Source organism: Paenibacillus sp. FSL R5-0527, from assembly GCF_038008055.1.
Lineage (GTDB): Bacteria > Bacillota > Bacilli > Paenibacillales > Paenibacillaceae > Fontibacillus > Fontibacillus macerans.
In genome coordinates, this window is sequence record NZ_JBBOYI010000001.1 from 2,930,355 (window position 1) to 2,944,967 (window position 14,613).

The following is a 14,613-nucleotide window of genomic DNA, read 5'->3' on the forward strand; positions in this document are numbered from 1 at the left end:
GCGCGGTGAAGAATCCGCAAGCAAAACAAAAACGAAGGAGCGATTCATCTTGAAACGGAAAATTGGCCTGCTGGTATTGGCCGGAATGCTGTTAACGGTGTCGGCGGCTGCAGCTGCGCCTAAGACCAGCTATACATTAAAGAACAAGGCCGGCGAAGTGGTCGTGGAAGCAAAAACGCTGGATAAAAGCAGCTCCGACTACAAAGCGCCTTCTATGGACGAACAGATCCGCTCTTTAACGGTCGAAAGTCTAGCGGAGGAGCAGTTGAAGGACGGAACGGCGGCGATTTTTTACGTTGCCCGGAACAACCCGGACAAAAAAATCGATATTAAATATAAATCGATCAACTATACGAATCTAAGCCAATTCCGTAAGAAGATGGCGAAGCAGCCGGTTAAAATTTTGGATCAATTGTCCGGAAATTATAAATTTCAGCATGCCGATGTCTCTTTCCTTCCGGTATTGTACCAGAAGCCGCTGACTCCGAAAGAAGAGGCGGCGACGGCGGAGAAACTGCTGAATCAGGCGGAGGAAGCGGGCCAAGATTACGCTATGATGCCGATCAAGGTATCCAATGATTATTGGAGAATCAACAGCACCTATAAAAAAGGAAAACACGATATTCGGGTTACCATTTCCAAGACCCCCGAGAAACAAACGATTTGGATACCTGAAGACGATGACAGCAAACGTGAAAAAATTAAAGTAAAAGGCGTGGAAATGATCTACACGGATTTCGGCAGCGGCAAAAACATTCAATGGATCTATGATGTTCCAAGCAGAAAAGCAGCGGTTCATTACCATATCGAGGCCATAAATCCGATCAGCAAAAACCAGTTGACCAAACTCGCCGAAGCGTATTTGAAATAAAATGCCATTCCTCCCTAAATGAGCATTTAAACTCAGGAATAAATGGCCGCGATATAAGTCGCTCCTTTTCAGGAGCGTCTTTTTTTATGGCATTAAATTGACTTTAAATTCTACAAGATGTAGAATTTAATTAAACTACAACTTGTAGAAAATCAAACTGGAGAATAAAAGGAGTGATTTCATGAATTCCATACAAAAAATGTCGGATGCGGAAGCGGAAGTGATGCGTGTTATATGGGCGGCGGAAGGACCGGTAACGTCCCAAGCGGTTCTTGCCGAACTCAACAAGCGGAAGGATTGGAAGCCGACCACTGTCTTGACGTTTTTGAGCCGGTTGACGGAAAAAGGATTGCTGCGGACAGAAAAGCGAAAAAAGGTCAATTTCTACACCCCGGCGCTTAGCGAGGAAGAATATAAGCATCTGGAAACCCGGGCTTTTCTTGATTCGGTACACAAAGGTTCCGTCAAAAATTTTATCGCGGCTTTATACGATGCCGATGATATTAAGCCGCAGGAGATCGAAGAATTGAAAAAATGGTTTTCCGAAAGGTAGGAAGTAAAGATGGGAAATGCGTTGATTTTAACGATAGCGGTCCTTTCGGTTACCGGAACGTTCCTGTTTGGCGCTCTACGGCTAATGGAGCCGCTGACCGAAAAAATGTTCGATGGAAGGTGGCACTACCGCGTCAGGAAGGTCGTACTCCTGTTTTTGCTCCTGCCCATCGGAGTGTTTGGCGGATCGGTGTACCCCCGCTTCATTGAACCCAATGGACCGGCTGCGGCCGGCGTTCCTCGGCAACCGCCCGCGATATCCTCGGCGGATGCCGGTACGGAAAGCCGGATTTGGACAGCGGCGCCCGGTACTGCGCCAACGCTGACGGATGATGATGGTTCTTCGGATTTTAGGGTCTGGTTTCAAGAAGCAGGTTTATGGGTGACGATCGCATGGCTGCTCGGGTTTGCGGCGGCCGGCGGCCGATGGGCCGCGGCTTACTGGCGGTTTCGCGCCAGACTTTGCCGCACCAATCTCCCTGTGGAGGGAAGGGCGCTGGAGATCTTTGCGTCCGTCAAGCGGGAGATGGGGATCAAAGGAAACATTATGCTTCAATCGAATGACGGAGTGCACACGCCGATGTTGGTTGGAATGCCACGAGCGGTCTTGATTTTACCGGAAATTGACCTGGACGAACGGGAACTGCGGCTGATCTTCCGCCACGAGCTGATTCATTACAAACGGCATGATTTATTCATCAAAGCGCTGGCTCTGCTGGCAAATGCGATACATTGGTTTAATCCTGCAGTTTATGGTTTGCGGAAAGACCTCGACCGTTACATGGAAATCTCCTGCGACGAACGGGTTGTCGGCGGGATGCCCGAAAGCGAAAGGCGTTTCTATGGGGAAACCATCTTAAATGTACTGGAGCGGGCGGCCAACCAACGGGCGGGAATCTTTACCGGCTTTAGCGATAATGCCGCATGGATGAAAAGCAGGTTGATACATATTTTGAAGGCAACGCGGAAAAACCGGCGATCGGCTGTCCTCTCGGCAATTTTAGCGGTTACGGTTATGGTGTCCGGGGTTGTCATAGCTACTGCCGTACACGCCGAGTTGGGTCCTGCTTCCGCAACCGGTCCCGAGCCCAATCTGGAAATTTCCACCGGTACGGCGTCCTCCGTGGTATTTTTCAACGGCATCGGCAGCATGGAAGGCACCTCCTATAGCATTGACGAGACTTCTTCTGCGGCGGGCGAAGCTTCAATGCCGGGGAAAGGCCCGGGGGGGAAGGAGACGGAGAGCCTGCACCTTGTAAAACTCGGCAGCAAACTCAACGAGTTAAGCGATGCCGACATCTATGCCATATATAAACAACAAGGCATCCCGTACACGGATACGGTTTATTTTGAGCTGGCGGACGGCGCTTTTGCTTTCACCGGCGCGGAGAGCATTCCGCTGAGCAGCCGTTGCGGGAGCGAAACGAGCCCGTACACGGCCAAAGTGTACGCTTCCAGTTCAATACTGGACTATGTGTCTTACAATCAATTGGAAGATGAACAGACTCGTATTGATGAATTCGTGCTCCGGGCTTTGAGCAAAAACGGCAACGGCCCCGCCGCCATCCGGGATGATATCATCCGAACGCTGGCCGAACGTTTGGAGTTGCCGGCCGAACTATTGACGGTAGAAGTTTTACCGGCAGGGGCCATACGGTAATCTGGCAATCTTGCAGTCTATCCCGCTTTAGGAGGTAATCGGCGAAATGCTACGTCGAAAAGTATGGTCGATCATTTTCACCATCGGCCTTTGTGTATGTGTTGCAGGCTGTTTTGCAGTACCGGAAAAAGCAGCGCAACAGAGATCTTTAAAAGTGATGTATTTTGGGGACAGCAGTTTTTTTGAAGACTACGGCGATTTATTTTTGAGCAAATACAGGGATGTTGATTTGGATGTCGCGGTCCTGGACCAGAGTACTCTTCCGCCGGAGAAAAGTTATCGTGAGGCGTTGGATGAATTTATTCGGCTTGAAAATCCGGATGTACTTTATTTATCGGCGGATGAATATGCGCGTTACGTTCAGGAAGGGATGCTTGCCAGTTTGGAGCCATACATTCAAGCGGATCATGATGAGCTGTCAGGCATGCCAAGCTCCATTATTGACTTTTTGAAGGAATTGGGGGGCGGACAACTTTATGGGCTTAGTCCGACGTTTTATAATACGGCCCTCTACTATAACGCGGATCTTTTTAAGCAATACGGAATTACGCCTCCGCATGATAACATGACTTGGCAGGAAATCTTGGAGCTGGCGGCGCGCTTTCCTGCGGATGGGAAAGAGCAGCAGCGCATTTACGGGTTAAGCGTTCCGTTCGTGCAAACGGCCGATGACTTGGCGGCAAGGATTGCCAATACCCAGGGATTATCCGCCGTCAATCCGAAAACGATGCAAGTGACCTTAAATACGGACTCCTGGAAGAACGTATGGAACATGGCGATAAACGCAACTCAATCCGGCGCTTTATATTTGCCGGAAACTCCGTTTTACGGCGGCTCTCAGCAGGATTTTCTGGATCATGATTTATTTGTGCAAGGCCGCGTGGCGATGAAGCTGGATGATGCCGGTTTCATGCAAGTCTTGGCGGGCATGACCAAAACGCTTCCGGACTTCAAAGCTTTTCAGTTCGATACCGTAACGGGGCCGGTCGACCCGCTGGATCGGTCATCTTCAAGGGATATGGAAGTGGGGCAAATTTTCGCCATTCGCGCGGGCACGCCCAACCTGGAGACTGCTTGGGATTTCGTGAAGTATGTCAACAGCGACGATTATGCCGCGATAAAAGCGCGTGTATTTAACAGCAATTTATTAACGCGGATGGACCATTATAGCGAAAGCCGTTTGCAGGCTTTTTACAAACTGGATCCATTGATGGTCGATTATAGTAGGAAAGCCGATATTCCCGATACGTTTACGGAAAGCCTCGATGCCTTGACCAGCACGGAGATGAGCAAAGCGGCGCGGAAAGAAATTTCCTTGGAAGAGGCGCTGGACAACGTCTCCAAGACCGGACAAGCGCTGCTGGATGAAGCGTTAGCCAATCCAAAAAATCAATAACGATACAGCCCCCCCTTTAGGCGATCGTTTCTAAAGGGGGGACTCCGTTTACATAGTGCTATTGCTTGGATTGCTGTTGCGCTTGCGCCGTCTGAATCGATGATTGGACCTGGCCGATCATCGTTTGAGCTTGCGTGATCTCGGTGGAAGCCTGTTTCAGAGCTTCTTCGCAAAGCGTTTGATTGGCGGCGGATTGTTCAATCGCTTGAGCAATAAGATCTTTTGCAATCGAGGCGGCAGCTTCCGCTTTTTTCAGAGTATTCGTATCAACCTGTGCCACTTTTTATTCCTCCATCCATTACAATTTTGTACGCAATCAAACATAATATCCCTTTATGATTTCGGAGAAATACATGGAAAAATAATGAATCTGATAATTTAATTGGGAAACATCAAACAATCAACTCAAATCTATCCCCCAAGATCAATTGTTTGGAACGATGGATCTTCTGGCCGTCCGTACTGCTGACCGTACTTCGGATGCACAGCAGCGGATGGCCTTCCTCGATATTTAAGTAGGTGGCCACATCGAAGGAGGCGTATTCCATCACGATATATTTTCGGGATATGCCAAATGTAATTTTGTGTTTGTTTCTTAAAATTTCGTACAGTGATTTATGATTCAAATCCTCCTGCAGCAAAAACGAAAAGGAAGAAGGAAGCCGGGTATATTCCACAGATACAGGGACATCGTCGGCATATCTGATTCTTTCGATGTTAATGATTTTATCCCCGGGTTTTAGACCCAAATGCTCCTGGTCCGCAGCGGTAGCCTCTTCAATCACGCACTTGATCACTTTTGCCCCAGGGACTTTGTTTTGCAGTCTGCAAGTATCGCTGAATCCTATCGTCTCCGTGACGTTTTTCTTGATCTTCTCCTTCGTAATAAAGGTGCCTTTCCCCGGGATTCGCACCAAATACCCGTCAGAAGTAAGCGAATCGAGAGCGGCGCGGACCGTGACCCGGCTCACATTGTTGTTTTCGCTGAGCTCCAATTCCGTCGGGAGTTTGTCCCCCGGCTTCAGCGTGCCGTTATGGATGGAGTCCAAAATTTTATCTTGCAGCTGTTTATATAATGGCGCGGTTTCCGAATGATCGACCATGGTATTACCCTCCAAAAAACTTTGTATTATATTGTTTTATTCTGTACCTCTCTATTATAACAATATGTACAAGCTGTGAACAGCCTATAAACCTGCGTATTTGTAGGAATATTTCACCCGCCTCCCCTTATTCGTCCCCTTTTTAATTCAATTTATTTAACCGATGGCTATTGCCTAATGTATTACCATGTGTTATTCTTTTATCAAGACATTCCAATACAAAACACCGGTGAGGAATGAAAACAAACTAAATGTATCATACAAGGAGAAGACAATGGATATAAAACAAATTATTGGAGAAATTGTGGCGGGAAAACAAGAAGTCGGAGGTATTAAGCAGGTTTATTATGTAGCTTGCGGCGGTTCTTATGGCGCTTTTTATCCAGCCAAAACTTTTCTGGAGAAAGAAGCCAAAGACATTAAAGTAGGCTTGTATAACAGCAACGAGTTTGTACACAACACGCCTAAAGCATTTGGCGAAAATTCGGTACTGGTCGTAGCTTCGCATAAAGGCAATACGCCGGAGACGGTGAAAGCGGCCGAGATCGGCAAAAAGGCGGGCGTTCCGGTCATTGCGTTAACCTGGCTCACGGATTCGCCGATTACGGAGCACGCTGATTATGTGGTGAAATACACCTTTGGCGAAGGCAAGGATATCGCTGGAGAAAAAACCATTAAAGCCCTGTTGACGGCGGTAGAGGCCTTGAATCAGACTGAGGGATACGAGCATTATAATCAATTCCTCGATGGTGTGGCGAAAATCGATCATATTGTTAAAAACGCTTGCAAACACGTGGCCAAACGCGCCCTGGCGTTCGCCAAAAATCACAAGGACGATAACGTCATTTACACCATGGCCAGCGGAGCCGGTTACGGGGCCGCTTATATGGAAAGCATCTGTATCTTCATGGAAATGCAGTGGATCAACTCCTCGAGCATCCATTCGGGCGAATTTTTCCACGGACCGTTTGAGATTACGGATGCGGAGATTCCGTTCGTCATTCAGATTTCCGAAGGAAGCACCCGGCCGTTGGATGAAAGAGCGCTGAACTTCCTGAACCGTTATGCCAAGCGAGTGGAAGTATTGGACGCCAAGGACCTGGGCTTGTCCACCATCGACAGCTCCGTGGTTGATTACTTCAACCATTCCCTGTTTAATAACGTTTATCCGGTTTACAATCAAGCTTTGGCGGTGGAAAGAGAGCATCCGCTTACAACCCGCAGATATATGTGGAAGGTTGAATACTAATGGAAAAATATAAGGTTATCGGCATCGGCGACAACGTAGTAGACAAGTATGTCCACCAGGGTTTGATGTACCCTGGTGGAAACGCCTTGAACTTCTGCGCTTATGCCAGAATGTGTGAAATGGAAGCGTCTTATTTGGGAAAATTCGGCAACGACCAAGTCGCCCATTATATTCAGCGGGTGATGGACGAATTGAAGATCGAGCATAGTCATTGCCGGAATTTTGAAGGGGAAAACGGATATGCGCGGGTTACGCTGGAAAACGGCGACCGTGTATTTCTCGGTTCGAACAAAGGCGGGATCGCCAAGGAAAAGGCATGGGATTTTACGGAAGACGATCTGGATTACATTAAACAATTTTCCGTGATTCACACCAGTCTAAACAGCTATATCGAGCAGGATCTGGCGATTTTAAAAACAAGCCATGTACCGATCTCTTTTGACTTTTCGGTGCGTTGGAATGACGAATATTTGGAGCAAGTATGCCGGTACGCGGACATATCCTTTCTTTCCTGCAGTCATTTAACGGAAAGCGAACGAGAAAGAGAGATGCGCAAAGCCCAAACGCTCGGCTCCAAAATAGTGATCGGAACGGTGGGGGAAAACGGCTCATACGCGCTTTATAAAGATCAGTGGATATACCAGCCGGCCGTATTGACGGAAACGGTGGACACGATGGGAGCGGGCGATTCTTATTTAACCGCCTTTCTTATCGGGATGATCCGCAGCTCGAAAGACGGCAACATTTTCTCGGGTCCGGATGAGGAAATGCTGGGCAGAATCAAAGCAAGCATGGAGCAGGGAGCCGCATTTGCCGCGAAGATTTGCCGGATCAACGGGGCATTTGGCCATGGCACGGCAATCGTATAAAGGGCCCTCCGACTCACAAAGAGACACCATAAATCGGCAATTTGTAAGCGCATTCAGACTACCATAAGGAGGGCGAACCTTCATGTTTTGGTTTCAGCTGATCATCATCATTTTGCTCATCTTCTTTGGCGCCAGAAAAGGCGATGTATTTATGGGCTTGCTCGGCGGCGTGGGCGTGGCGATCTTTGTTTTTATTTTCCACGTCCAACCGGCGGCTCCCCCCATCGATGTCATGCTGATTATTTTAGCGGTCGTTTTGGCGGCCTCGGCGCTGCAGTCTTCGGGCGGGCTCAATTTTCTCGTCCATCTTGCGGAAAAAATGCTAAGTAAGTCGCCTAAAAATATTACGATCATAGCTCCGATTATTTCCTGGTTGTTTACGTTTTTATCGGGGACGGGACATGTCGTCTATAGTTTATTGCCGATTATCAATGAACTGGCCATCGATAATAAAATCAGACCGGAAAGACCGATTTCAAACAGTATTATCGCCTCCCAGCAGGCGATCACCTGCTCGCCGGTATCGGCGGCCACCGCCGCGATGATCGGATTTATGGCCCCGCTTGGCATCGGTTTGGGAACCATCTTGACGATTGCCATACCGGCTACTCTTTTGGGGGTTGTTGCAAGCGCTGTATTGACGATGCGCAAGGGCAAAGAGCTGGAGGAGGATCCGGAATATTTGCGGAGGCTGGCGGAAGGATTAATTGCCAAACCGGAGCAAAATGCTGAGAAACAAGCGGTTACCAAGGGCGCGAAAGCCTCGGTAGTGCTCTTTTTGCTGGGCGTTCTGGCGATTGTCGTCATGGGCCTGTTTACCAACCTGCGTCCGTCCTGGGTGCAGGGTGGCGAAACTACGCTTTTATCCTTGCCGAATACGATTGAAATCATTATGCTGGTTTGCGCTACGCTCATCATTATCTTTGGCCGTCCGGCGATTGAAACGATTCTTAACGGCCCTATATTTAGGGCGGGTGCGCTGGCGATGGTGTGCGCTTTTGGGCTGGCTTGGATGAGCAGCACCTTCATCAACGGACAAACCGCTTTCATTCAGGATCATGTCGCCACCATCGTAAATAGTTATCCCTGGACGCTTGCGGTGATCATGTTTGTCGTCGCCGCTTTGACGACGAGCCAAGGGGCCACGACATTGATTATGGTTCCGATCGCCATCGCCCTGCATCTGCCGCCTTATATCGTCATCGGAGCGTGGATGGCCGTTAATGCCAACTACTTTTTGCCGGTCGCGTCGCAGTGCCTTGCCGCTATTTCTTTCGATACCGCGGGAACGACCAAAATCGGTAAATTTGTATTAAATCACAGTTTCATGATACCGGGATTAATTAATACCGTGATCTCCGTCATCGTAGCTACCTTGCTTGGAAGCGCTTTATTATAACCTTGAACAAAGAAAGGGGAACCGAGGGCGTGCGAATAGCGGGAGTTGGATTCAGCTGCATGGATGTTTATGATCAATTGAACAGGATGTATCCAACCGGGAATAGTGTCGATTTTGTGATTCATATGCGCAGAATGGGAGTTCAGGCTTCCTTGGTTAGTGTTGTCGGGACGGATGCTTACGGCGACATGATGATCGACATGCTGAAAACAGAGAAGATCGATGTATCCCATCTTAGCGTGCGGCAGGGCAGTACGGCGGTTTTCAAGATGGAGCTGAATGGGAACGATCGCGTGCACAAGGAAAAAATCGAAGGCGTTATGGCGCATTTCGCCTTGAATGAGGATGACCGGCGGTTTATTGCGGAGCACGATGCACTCCACACCAACCTGTCCGGCAGGATCGAGCGGGAACTGCCTTATTTCCGGGAGCGGGGCGTCTCCATTGTGTTTGATTTCTCCACGCGAACGAAGAAGGATATTGCCGGACCGATTTTGCCGAATGTGGATTACGCATTCTTCTCCTATACGGAGGAGGACGCGTATATTACGGAATTCATCGCATGGGCGCAGGCGTTGGGGCCGCGTATCGTCATCGCGACATTAGGGGAGCGCGGCAGTCTGGCTTATGACGGCAAGACGTTGTATCGCGGTCAGATCGTGCCTGTGGAGGTTGTCAACACGGTCGGGGCGGGAGATTCCTTCTGTGCCGGCTTCATGTACGGCGAACTGCAAGGCTGGTCGATTGCGGAATCGCTGAATCATGGCGCTCGAACGGCAGCCGGGGTGGTCACCAAATTCGAACCCTACTGAAACAGTACAGACCAGAGAAGAGGTGTTTTCTTTGATTATTGATGTGCACACACATCCAATTTTCCACAAGGCAATTTGCGGGGACAAAGAGACGTTGGAATATCGAAAACGGGAGTTCGGCATATTCAAACAGTCGCCAACTCCGGTCGAGTCGGTGCTTCAGGAGATGGACTACAATGGCGTAACGCGTTCCGTGCTGCTCCCGTTAGATCTGACGACCAGAAGCGGCGGCTGGATTGTCGCGAATGAAGAGGTGCGAACGCTGGTTGATCTTGCGCCGGACCGGTTTATCGGTTTTGCCAGTGTGGATCCGTATCGCGAGGATGCGGCGGAGGCGCTGGAGTACGCGTTTGTCCATCTGAAGCTGAGCGGCCTGAAGCTTCATCCTTCAAAGCAGAAATTTTACCCCGATGATGACAGGCTGAAGCCACTCTACGAGATTTGCGTGAAATACGACAAACCGATCATGTTCCACGCGGGGATGAGCTGGGAGCCTGACGCTCCGGCCGTATATTCGCACCCGCTGCGTTTCGAGGAAGTGGCGATCGCGTATCCCGAGCTTCGCATATGCCTGGCGCATTTCGGCTGGCCATGGATTCAAGAGACGGTGATGCTGCTGCTGAAATATCCGAATGTGTTCACGGACACGTCATTGCTCTATATGGATAATGCCCTTGACTTCTATACGCAGATTTTCAAAGTGAATATGGGTCCGCTCTGGATAGAACGCAATCTGAGAGACAAGGTCATGTTCGGCACCAACACGCCCCGATTCAAGGCGAAGCGGCTTTTGCCGGCGCTTAAGGCGATGGAGTTCCGGCCGAAGACATTGCAGAAGATTCTGAGCGGCAATGCTGAGGTTTTCCTGGGAGAAAGGAGGAATGAGCGGCCTTGGTTAAATTAAAAACGCTTGTGCTCAGGTCAACGGCCGAATTTCAGATGATCAAAATTACGAGGGAGATTCAAAGTTTTGTGGAACAATGCGGCATAGTCAACGGTCTGGCGGCTGTTATCTCGGCGCATACGACTACCGGCATTATGGTCAACGAAGGACTGGAATGCGTGGAGACGGATATCGAGGAATTGCTGGAACGTTTGGCGCCCAAGGATTGGCCATACGCTCATGCGCATTTCCTGCCGTCGTACGGCGCAACGGGCAGCAATTCTCCCTCGCATCTCAAGTCGATGATTTCCGGCAACAGCTGCATGTTCGTTGTGCAGGATGGGAAGCTGGTGTCGGGCGACGCCCAGGATGTGTATTTGGCCGAATTCGACGGTCCGAAGAGCAGGAAAGTTTACATTCAGGTCATCGGAGAGTAACGGGGGAGCGCTTTATTGTAGCTGTTTGACACAAACAAAGGAGGTATTCGGACAATGATACAACTCTCGCAAGTGGCCGCCGCAAACTATCATTATAAAAGGTATTCCCTGGAGTATTTTTTGAGTTCCGCCGCACGGTTGGGATTCCGCAATATTGAATTATGGGCATCGGGTCCGCATTTCCATTTGGACTATTTTTCGCTTCAAGACGTCAAAAGTTTGCAGCAAAAAATAAAAGCACGCGGGTTGAAGGTCATCTGCCTGACCCCCGAGCAGTACGTCTATCCGGTCAGCATCAGCCATCCCGATCCGGAGTACCGCAAGCACAGCGTCGAGTTTTTTCGCCGCCATATTGAAGCCGCGTCGCTTCTCGAATGCGACCGGGTGCTGGTGACCACGGGGATTGCCTATCTGGACGCCGATGAGACGGAAGCGTGGAAATGGTGCCGGGAATCCTTGGGTGAAATCTGCAAAACGGCGGAAAAAGAAGGAGTTTACCTTCCCGTGGAGGCGTTTACCAGCTTTTCCACGCACGTGTTTAACCGGGCCGAGCATATTTCCAAGATGATCAAAGAGGTCGGAAGCCCTTATTTGAAAGGGTTGGCGGATACGGATGTGATGGCCACGACAGGCAAGGACACCATTCACGACTTCATCAAGGAACTTGGAGATGATTTAAACCATGTCCATTTTGTGGACGGTAATCCCGGAGGGCATCTGGTTCCCGGTGAAGGCCGGCTCGATATGGCGGAGGCGTTGAAGGCGCTGAACGATATCGATTATAAGGGATATCTCGGGCTGGAATTGCTGGATCGAAGATATATTTTGGACCCGGAAAAAGCGATGCGGGATTCGCTCGCGTGGTTTGAAAAGCACTTATCCTAATACCCATCTGCGGAATGCGAAAGGAATGGTAAACCGATGAAGGCGGATATATTCATTCATGAAGGCGAAGGCATCCAATGCGTGTACAAAAACGAGAAATGGCTGGTATGCATCAAAAACTGGAAACCGGATAACGATATCGACGGCATTTATCGCCTGGAAGTCCATCGCGAAACCGATGAACAATTCATTTTGGTGAAAGGCAAAGCGATCCTGCTGGCGGCGGACCGGAAGGACGGCAAGTTCGATATTGAATTGATCGAGATGGAACCGGGGAAGGTCTACAATATTCCTCAGGACACCTGGTTTTACACGATCATGCAAAAGGATACGGTAATGACGTATGTTCAAGACGCCAACACCACGAATGAAAACAGCGAATACTGCGAAATGAGCGAGGCCGAGTTGGCTTTTGTGAGAAAAAGCGCGCATGAAATATTGAATAAGTAAGAAACGCAAAAAGCCGATTCCTGGGAAGGGAATTGGCTTTTTTTAAAAAATACTGGACTATTCGTTCCGATTAATTTATACTTGTGTTGGAAAGGAGACGGTACCTTTGGGACGGATTAAAGAATTTGACCGGGAGCAAGTGCTGCGCAAAGCGATGATCGTTTTTTGGGAAAAGGGATATGAGGGAACAAGCATCCCGGATTTGCTGGAATCTATGGGACTAAGCCGATCCAGTTTGTACGAAACGTTTCAGGATAAACAGACACTTTATTATGAAGCCATCCAATGTTACAAAAAAATGTCGCAAAAAAAACGCGATCTGATGATCCATGCCCCTTCTGCGATCGACGGAATCCGCCAGTATTTTGAGCTGCATATCACAAACGCATTTGCCGAACACGGCGAAGCTTATCCGAACGGATGTCTGATTACGAACGCATCGGTTGGCCTTGAAGCCGTGGATGAGCCATTGCAGAATACGATTCGCCACAGATATGCGGAATTGGAGCGGCTGTTTTACGAGACGTTAAAGAAAGGGCAAGAGGCGGGAGAAATTGCCCCCGACAAAGATATTAACATGTTCGCGTACCTGCTGTTGAATCTCAACCATAGCATTAACGTGATGGCCAAGGTCCAAAGCGACAGCGCTAAAGTTCGCGATATGATAAACGCAGTTTTGGAGATGTTGTGAAGCTATTTTTTTTCGGTATATCGGAACGATTGTTCCTGAAAATCGGGCCCATTTACGAATACATAGGGAATGGGCAACCTGTTCTCATATTGGAACGAATATTCCAGTATTTCTGCATTATAACTTATAAAGGGGAGTGCTTTTCATGAATGTAATCGCAAAGAGCAGGTTGGAGGAGAATACCGCTTCGCCATGGATCACGCTGATTCTTGCTGTGGCCTGCGGTTTGATCGCGGCCAACCTATATTATACACAGCCTTTGGTAGAATCGATCAGTTCGGCCGTAGGGTTATCTTCGGGAGCCGCGGGTTTGATCGTCACGCTGACCCAAATCGGCTACGGGATCGGTTTGTTATTTATCGTTCCCTTGGGGGATCTGCTGGAGAACCGCAAGCTGGTGGTTACGCTGCTGATTTTGACGGCCATCGTATTGATTATCGCCGCCGAAGTCCGAAGCGCGGCGCTGTTTCTGGCCGCTTCCCTGTTGATCGGCGTCGGGTCCGTAGCGGCCCAGGTTCTGGTTCCCTACGCGGCTCATCTATCTCCCGAGGAAACGCGGGGACGTAATGTAGGCAACGTCATGAGCGGTCTGTTATTGGGGATCATGCTGGCTCGTCCGGTTTCGAGTTTGGTGGAAAATTACTTCGGCTGGCACGCGATCTTTATTTTATCCTCTGCCATGCTTTTGGTGCTGGCTCTTGTTCTGGCAAAGGTACTTCCGGCAAGACGCCCGCAAACCACCGTCAACTATCCGGCGATCCTCTCATCGATGCTGCGGTTGCTGAAGACGACGCCGATTTTGCGGCGCCGGGCGCTTTATCACGCTTTTTTGTTCGGCATGTTCAGCTTGTTCTGGACCACGGTTCCGCTCGTTTTAACGAGTCCGGTGTTTCACTTTTCTTCAACAGGGGTTGCCCTGTTCGCTTTGGCGGGGGTATCCGGCGCGGCGGCGGCGCCTATCGCGGGGCGTCTGGCGGATAAGGGCCTGCTCCGTGCGGCCACCGGATTGTCCATCGTGCTGGTGATTCTTTCCGGACTGTTGCCGATGCTGTTCGCCGGCGGTTCGATTCTCTCTATTGTTATCCTGGTGGCTGCCGCCATCCTTTTGGACATGGGCGTGTCCGCCAACATGGTACTCGGACAGCGCGCCATCTTCGCTTTGGGAGCGGAGGTCCGCAGCCGGCTGAACGGTCTCTATATGGCGATCTTTTTTGCCGGCGGTGCCATCGGTTCCGCGGTCGGGGGATGGGCTTACGCTATGGGCGGCTGGCAGGCGGCGCTGTGGGTGGGCGTTCTGTTTCCGGTATTCGCTTTGCTGTACTTTTTTACGGAAAAAAGGGGAGTGCGCGGCTGAGC

16 protein-coding genes are annotated in these 14,613 nt (G+C 49.8%); 14 read left to right on the forward strand and 2 right to left on the reverse strand.

All coding sequences use genetic code 11. The features are described 5' to 3' along the window. The first annotated feature begins 49 nt into the window (after positions 1-49). The 4 genes from NYE69_RS12960 to NYE69_RS12975 all read left to right on the forward strand — a co-directional run bounded on the left by NYE69_RS12960 (position 50) and on the right by NYE69_RS12975 (position 4,479). Positions 50-871 carry a hypothetical protein gene (locus NYE69_RS12960; protein ID WP_340926511.1) on the forward strand — a complete coding sequence of 274 codons (822 nt, stop codon included), beginning with the start codon at positions 50-52 and terminating at the stop codon, positions 869-871. A 181-nt stretch (positions 872-1,052) separates the two neighbouring features. Continuing rightward, on the forward strand, positions 1,053-1,424 hold the full coding sequence (locus NYE69_RS12965) for a BlaI/MecI/CopY family transcriptional regulator (RefSeq protein WP_036624552.1): 372 nt from the start codon (positions 1,053-1,055) through the stop codon (positions 1,422-1,424). Positions 1,425-1,433: 9 nt separating this feature from the next. After that, on the forward strand, positions 1,434-3,083 hold the full coding sequence (locus NYE69_RS12970; protein ID WP_340926513.1) for a M56 family metallopeptidase: 1,650 nt from the start codon (positions 1,434-1,436) through the stop codon (positions 3,081-3,083). A gap of 46 nt (positions 3,084-3,129) precedes the next feature. Next, a complete protein-coding gene (locus NYE69_RS12975) occupies positions 3,130-4,479 on the forward strand; it encodes an extracellular solute-binding protein (RefSeq protein WP_328270397.1) in 1,350 nt (449 codons plus the stop codon). A gap of 58 nt (positions 4,480-4,537) precedes the next feature. Here the strand turns inward: NYE69_RS12975 and NYE69_RS12980 are convergent, their stop codons facing one another. Together NYE69_RS12980 and NYE69_RS12985 are read right to left on the reverse strand one after the other, a co-directional pair. Beyond that, the gene (locus NYE69_RS12980; RefSeq protein WP_328270396.1) at positions 4,538-4,759 is read right to left on the reverse strand and encodes a hypothetical protein; all 222 of its coding nucleotides are present in this window, start codon (positions 4,757-4,759) and stop codon (positions 4,538-4,540) included. Between the two features lie 112 nt (positions 4,760-4,871). Next, positions 4,872-5,582 (reverse strand): GntR family transcriptional regulator, encoded by a 711-nt coding sequence (locus NYE69_RS12985; RefSeq protein ID WP_328270395.1) that lies wholly within the window; start codon positions 5,580-5,582, stop codon positions 4,872-4,874. Between the two features lie 274 nt (positions 5,583-5,856). Here NYE69_RS12985 and NYE69_RS12990 point away from each other — a divergent pair, with 274 nt between their 5' ends. From NYE69_RS12990 to NYE69_RS13035, 10 genes are all read left to right on the forward strand, one after another. Beyond that, positions 5,857-6,831 carry an SIS domain-containing protein gene (locus NYE69_RS12990; RefSeq protein ID WP_128632372.1) on the forward strand — a complete coding sequence of 325 codons (975 nt, stop codon included), beginning with the start codon at positions 5,857-5,859 and terminating at the stop codon, positions 6,829-6,831. After that, positions 6,831-7,700 (forward strand): fructoselysine 6-kinase, encoded by an 870-nt coding sequence (locus tag NYE69_RS12995; protein ID WP_036624534.1) that lies wholly within the window; start codon positions 6,831-6,833, stop codon positions 7,698-7,700. The genes NYE69_RS12990 and NYE69_RS12995 overlap by 1 nt, the downstream gene beginning before the upstream one ends. Before the next feature lie 82 nt (positions 7,701-7,782). Further along, positions 7,783-9,099 carry an anaerobic C4-dicarboxylate transporter family protein gene (locus tag NYE69_RS13000; RefSeq protein ID WP_328270394.1) on the forward strand — a complete coding sequence of 439 codons (1,317 nt, stop codon included), beginning with the start codon at positions 7,783-7,785 and terminating at the stop codon, positions 9,097-9,099. A gap of 29 nt (positions 9,100-9,128) precedes the next feature. Beyond that, the gene (gene frlD / locus NYE69_RS13005; protein ID WP_328270393.1) at positions 9,129-9,911 is read left to right on the forward strand and encodes a fructoselysine 6-kinase; all 783 of its coding nucleotides are present in this window, start codon (positions 9,129-9,131) and stop codon (positions 9,909-9,911) included. A gap of 94 nt (positions 9,912-10,005) precedes the next feature. Further along, positions 10,006-10,815 carry an amidohydrolase family protein gene (locus NYE69_RS13010; protein ID WP_328270392.1) on the forward strand — a complete coding sequence of 270 codons (810 nt, stop codon included), beginning with the start codon at positions 10,006-10,008 and terminating at the stop codon, positions 10,813-10,815. Next, entirely contained in the window at positions 10,803-11,231 is a 429-nt protein-coding gene (locus NYE69_RS13015) for a secondary thiamine-phosphate synthase enzyme YjbQ (RefSeq protein WP_128632378.1), read from the forward strand. The genes NYE69_RS13010 and NYE69_RS13015 overlap by 13 nt, the downstream gene beginning before the upstream one ends. A gap of 54 nt (positions 11,232-11,285) precedes the next feature. Continuing rightward, a complete protein-coding gene (locus tag NYE69_RS13020; protein ID WP_328270391.1) occupies positions 11,286-12,116 on the forward strand; it encodes a sugar phosphate isomerase/epimerase family protein in 831 nt (276 codons plus the stop codon). 36 nt (positions 12,117-12,152) lie between these two features. Then, positions 12,153-12,566: a cupin gene (locus NYE69_RS13025; protein WP_328270390.1), complete on the forward strand. Its 414-nt coding sequence runs from the start codon at positions 12,153-12,155 to the stop codon at positions 12,564-12,566. 106 nt (positions 12,567-12,672) lie between these two features. Next, complete coding sequence (locus NYE69_RS13030) at positions 12,673-13,257, forward strand: TetR/AcrR family transcriptional regulator (protein ID WP_155620467.1); 585 nt, start codon at positions 12,673-12,675, stop codon at positions 13,255-13,257. A gap of 145 nt (positions 13,258-13,402) precedes the next feature. Further along, on the forward strand, positions 13,403-14,611 hold the full coding sequence (locus NYE69_RS13035; RefSeq protein WP_340926514.1) for an MFS transporter: 1,209 nt from the start codon (positions 13,403-13,405) through the stop codon (positions 14,609-14,611). Positions 14,612-14,613 lie beyond the last annotated feature (2 nt).

Coding starts and splice junctions, on each gene's coding strand:
- NYE69_RS12985 (WP_328270395.1), bottom strand. CDS start 5,582: ATGGTCGATCATTCGGAAACCGCGCCATTATATAAACAGCTGCAAGAT.
- NYE69_RS13025 (WP_328270390.1), top strand. CDS start 12,153: ATGAAGGCGGATATATTCATTCATGAAGGCGAAGGCATCCAATGCGTG.
- NYE69_RS13000 (WP_328270394.1), top strand. CDS start 7,783: ATGTTTTGGTTTCAGCTGATCATCATCATTTTGCTCATCTTCTTTGGC.
- NYE69_RS13020 (WP_328270391.1), top strand. CDS start 11,286: ATGATACAACTCTCGCAAGTGGCCGCCGCAAACTATCATTATAAAAGG.
- NYE69_RS12995 (WP_036624534.1), top strand. CDS start 6,831: ATGGAAAAATATAAGGTTATCGGCATCGGCGACAACGTAGTAGACAAG.
- NYE69_RS12970 (WP_340926513.1), top strand. CDS start 1,434: ATGGGAAATGCGTTGATTTTAACGATAGCGGTCCTTTCGGTTACCGGA.
- NYE69_RS13035 (WP_340926514.1), top strand. CDS start 13,403: ATGAATGTAATCGCAAAGAGCAGGTTGGAGGAGAATACCGCTTCGCCA.
- NYE69_RS12965 (WP_036624552.1), top strand. CDS start 1,053: ATGAATTCCATACAAAAAATGTCGGATGCGGAAGCGGAAGTGATGCGT.
- NYE69_RS12975 (WP_328270397.1), top strand. CDS start 3,130: ATGCTACGTCGAAAAGTATGGTCGATCATTTTCACCATCGGCCTTTGT.
- NYE69_RS12990 (WP_128632372.1), top strand. CDS start 5,857: ATGGATATAAAACAAATTATTGGAGAAATTGTGGCGGGAAAACAAGAA.